The following is a 3,614-nucleotide window of genomic DNA, read 5'->3' as shown; positions in this document are numbered from 1 at the left end:
TCCCGCCGATACTAGCGGCCGGCACCCGGAGACAGGGCCTCGGACACCGGGCCCCGGAACCCGACGCTCAGACCTCGAGCCTGAGATCAGGCTCCGCCAACAGGACCTCGCCGTCGAACTGCGCGGCGGCCTCGGCGCGCACGGCCTCGCGGTCCGTCCACGGGGGGATGTGGGTCAGCACCAGACGGCCCACCCCGGCCAGTCGGGCGGTCCGGCCGGCCTCGGCACCGGACATGTGGATCCCCGGCGGGCGGCCCTCCTCGTGGGTCCACGAGGCCTCGCAGAGGAACACGTGGGCGCCGGCCGCGAGTTCGACCAGCGAGTCGCAGTAGGCGGTGTCACCGCTGTAGGCCAGGACGCGACCGGACTCCGACGTCAGGCGCATCCCGTAGGACTCCGGCGGGTGATCCACCCGGTCGGCCCGCACGCGCAGGCCCACCTCGCCGTCGTCGCCCGTCATCTCCACGTCGGGCGTGACATCCCACGACCCCACCTCGAAGGTGTCCGACAGATCGTCCACCGCCCCCGGTTCCTCCGCCGAGGCGACCCCGATCCGGTACGCGGTCCCGGACGGCCCGATGAGCGGCACCCGGACCGCGCGCTCGGCCTCCGGACCGTAGCGCCGCAACACCAGCAGGCCCGGGACGTCCAGGCAGTGATCGGCGTGGAGATGGGACAACAGGATCGTGGCGTCCTCCGGCGCGATGTACCGCTGCAGAGCCCCCAACACCCCCGGCCCCATGTCGATCACGACCGGGGCGACCCCCTCGACCTCCACCAGATACCCGGACGCCGGCGAGGTGGGTCCGCCGATACTCCCCGAGCAACCCAGGACAGTCAGAAACATGGGCACCATCGTGCCACGGCCGGCGCGAGGTCGCCCGGAGTGTGCCCCGGCGGGCGACCGGGAACCGGTCCGCGGGGAGGGATCACACCGCACCCGCGAGGCCGACCGACACGAGACCGGGTCCGAGGAACCGGGACGCCACCCTTCGGAAGCTGTCCGGGTCACCGGTCACGAGGTACTCCCGCGTCGCCGGATCCGCCGCGTCGTGGGGGCGCAGCAGGTCCGCGGCGGTGAGCACGCGCAGCACGTCCTTGGCGGTCTCCTCGGCGCTGGAGACCAGCGTGACGTGATCGCCCACCGCGAGCTGGACCACCCCGGACAGCAGGGGGTAGTGGGTGCACCCCAGGACCAGGGTGTCCACGTCCGCGTCCCGGATCGGCGCGAGGTACGCCTCCGCCAGACCCAGGACCTGCCGACCGCTGGTGATCCCGCGCTCCACGAACTCGACGAACTTCGGGCACGCCACCGAGGTCAGGTGGACCCCGGCCGCCGCGGCCACGGCGTCGTCGTAGGCCAGCGACGCGACCGTGGCGCGCGTGGCGATCACCCCGATGCGGCCCGAGCGCGTGGTGGCCACCGCCCGCCTGGCCGCCGGCTGGATCACCTCCACCACCGGTACCGGGTAGCGCTCGCGCGCGTCCCGCAGCATCGCCGCCGAGGCGGTGTTGCACGCGATCACCAGAGCCTTGACCCCGCGGTCGACAAGGGAGTCCGCGACCGCCAGGGCGTGCTCGCGCACCCGGGCCAGGGGCAGCGGCCCGTACGGACCGTTGGCCGTGTCCCCCACGTAGATCAGCGACTCGTCGGGGAGCTGGTCCATGATCGCCCGGGCCACGGTGAGTCCACCCGCCCCCGAGTCGAACACCCCGACCGGGGCCAGTGGATCGGGAGACGTCACCTCGGCGAACCGGCGTTCCGCCGCTGCCCGGCGGTGACCGCCTGTGGCGTCCGGTCGCGTTTGAGTCCGTACGCCGAGAGGACCCCGCCGATGGCCCCGCCGAGGTGACCCTGCCAGGACACGCCGTCCAGCATCGGGGACAGTCCCGCGAGCGCCTCGAACCCGTAGTAGAAGCCGATCACCAGACCCACGACCAGGTGCAGGAACCGGCGGGAGAACAGACCCCGGACGATCACGTAGAAGATGTAGCCGAACACGATGCCGGACGCCCCGATGTGGACGGTCCCGGTGCCGCCCAGGACCCACGACACGACACCCGAGGCCAGCCACGAGATGAGCGTGACGCTGATCAGGGGCCGGATCCCGGACATCGCGATGATCGATCCCAGGACGAGCAGGGCGATCGAGTTGCCGATCAGGTGCGCCCAGTCCCCGTGGAGGAAGGGTTGGAAGATGATGCCGGGGAGCCCGTCGGTCGAGAGCGGACGCACCCCGTAGCCGTCGAGTCCCTGCGGGGGCCCGATGGTGGCCTGGATGACCTGGTCGGCCGCCTCGACCACCCACATCAGTGCGACAAAGGCGAAGAGCAGGATCAGTGCCGGCCAGCGGCGCGGCCCCTGAGGGACGGGCCGGGCGGTCTGGACGCCCCCCGCCCGGAACGTGCGTGGATCTGGATTCACCGTGTTCTCCTCACTTCCCGGTCAGAGCGGTGCACAGGGAGTCCTGCATGAAGGTCAACCAGTGGTAGACGTCCAGGTGCGCCGACCTCGGGTCGTCCTCCGCGACGAACTCGGGGATGTCGGTGGCCGGGACGCCGTCCACCGCCCCGGCCTCGAGCAGCAACGCGCCCAGGCCGAGCCTGACGTCGTTGAGACACCCCATCCAGGCCTGTGCCTGCTCGGGGCTGAGCGAGACCGTCCCCCCACGCGCCGGGAGGGACCTCAGGACCGTCGACGCCGCGGCGAGCTTGACGTCGATGATCTCCGGCTCGTGGATCATGCGCATGCCCGAGTTGTGTGCGCGGGCCACCGCGGCGGCGTCCGCGTCCGATCCCCCACCCGGCTCGGGCCGGTGGAAGTCGGGGAGCAGGCGGGCGAGCGGGGCCTCGACGGGGAGCTCGGAGTGGCCGCTGCGCATCCCGGTGATCTCGGCCAACTCGTCCCTCGGCGCGGAGTCGCGCCGCTGCTCGAGCATGTCGACGATGTTGGACACCAGGGCGTGGAGGATCTGCACCTCGTGACCCTCCATGACCGCCTTGACCCGGGGGCCGGTGAGGGAGGACTTGCGCTGCCAGGCCTTCACGGGCTCAGACCTCCCGCTGCATGGTGGCCCACAGTCCGGCCTCCTGCAGCTTCCGGACGTCGTTCTCCACCTTGTCCCGGCTCCCGGACGAGACCACCGCGCGGCCGTCGTTGTGGACCTTGAGCATGAGCTCGTGCGCCTTCTCCCTGCTGTAGCCGAAGACCCGCTGGAACACGAAGGTCACGTAGCTCATCAGGTTGACCGGGTCGTCCCACACCACGGTGAGCCAGGGACTGTCCACCCCGGCGTCGAGCTCGGTGTCCGTGGCTTCCACGGGCGCGGCCGACGGCATCGCCATCACGGGGACGACGCTCCGGTCGTCCGCGATCTGTGTGGTCACGGTGTGCATACGGCCAAGGATACGGATTACCGCCGGGTCGGCCACGCCGTAGAGTCAGCCGGGTGACCGCGACCGCGCCAACGCGCGCCCCTCACCCGCCGGGCCGTCCGTCCAGCGCACTGCTCACGGACAAGTACGAGCTCACGATGATCCGGGCCGCACTGGCCGACGGGACCGCCGACCGCCCCTGTGTGTTCGAGGTGTTCGCCCGACGGCTCCCGGCGGGA

At 71.6% G+C, this 3,614-nt stretch carries 5 protein-coding genes and 1 pseudogene; 1 reads left to right on the top strand and 5 read right to left on the bottom strand.

What is annotated here, in order from left to right:
- Nucleotides 1–67: 67 nt before the first annotated feature.
- The 5 genes from G6018_RS02240 to clpS all read right to left on the bottom strand — a co-directional run bounded on the left by G6018_RS02240 (nucleotide 68) and on the right by clpS (nucleotide 3,339).
- The gene (locus tag G6018_RS02240; RefSeq protein ID WP_182609463.1) at nucleotides 68–847 is read right to left on the bottom strand and encodes an MBL fold metallo-hydrolase; all 780 of its coding nucleotides are present in this window, start codon (nucleotides 845–847) and stop codon (nucleotides 68–70) included.
- An 82-nt stretch (nucleotides 848–929) separates the two neighbouring features.
- Nucleotides 930–1,745, bottom strand: a complete 816-nt coding sequence (murI, locus tag G6018_RS02235) for a glutamate racemase (protein WP_179524845.1) — start codon at nucleotides 1,743–1,745, stop codon at nucleotides 930–932.
- Nucleotides 1,742–2,425 carry a rhomboid family intramembrane serine protease gene (locus G6018_RS02230; RefSeq protein ID WP_179524844.1) on the bottom strand — a complete coding sequence of 228 codons (684 nt, stop codon included), beginning with the start codon at nucleotides 2,423–2,425 and terminating at the stop codon, nucleotides 1,742–1,744. The genes murI and G6018_RS02230 overlap by 4 nt, the downstream gene beginning before the upstream one ends.
- 10 nt (nucleotides 2,426–2,435) lie before the next feature.
- Nucleotides 2,436–3,047, bottom strand: a complete 612-nt coding sequence (locus tag G6018_RS02225) for a DUF2017 domain-containing protein (RefSeq protein WP_179524843.1) — start codon at nucleotides 3,045–3,047, stop codon at nucleotides 2,436–2,438.
- Nucleotides 3,048–3,051: 4 nt separating this feature from the next.
- Entirely contained in the window at nucleotides 3,052–3,339 is a 288-nt protein-coding gene (gene clpS / locus G6018_RS02220) for an ATP-dependent Clp protease adapter ClpS (protein WP_241730494.1), read from the bottom strand.
- A gap of 110 nt (nucleotides 3,340–3,449) precedes the next feature.
- Here clpS and G6018_RS17630 point away from each other — a divergent pair.
- A pseudogene (locus G6018_RS17630) lies at nucleotides 3,450–3,614 on the top strand (nicotinate phosphoribosyltransferase); the annotation flags it as partial.

Source organism: Dietzia sp. DQ11-44, from assembly GCF_014145205.1.
Taxonomy (GTDB): Bacteria; Actinomycetota; Actinomycetes; order Mycobacteriales; family Mycobacteriaceae; genus Dietzia; species Dietzia natronolimnaea.
The sequence above is the reverse complement of the archived record's forward strand: the minus strand, read 5'-3'. Positions and strand labels throughout refer to the sequence as shown.

Bases quoted from the DNA above. Each gene is read 5' to 3' on its own strand.
- clpS (WP_241730494.1), bottom strand. From the start codon at position 3,339: ATGCCGTCGGCCGCGCCCGTGGAAGCCACGGACACCGAGCTCGACGCC.
- G6018_RS02240 (WP_182609463.1), bottom strand. From the start codon at position 847: ATGTTTCTGACTGTCCTGGGTTGCTCGGGGAGTATCGGCGGACCCACC.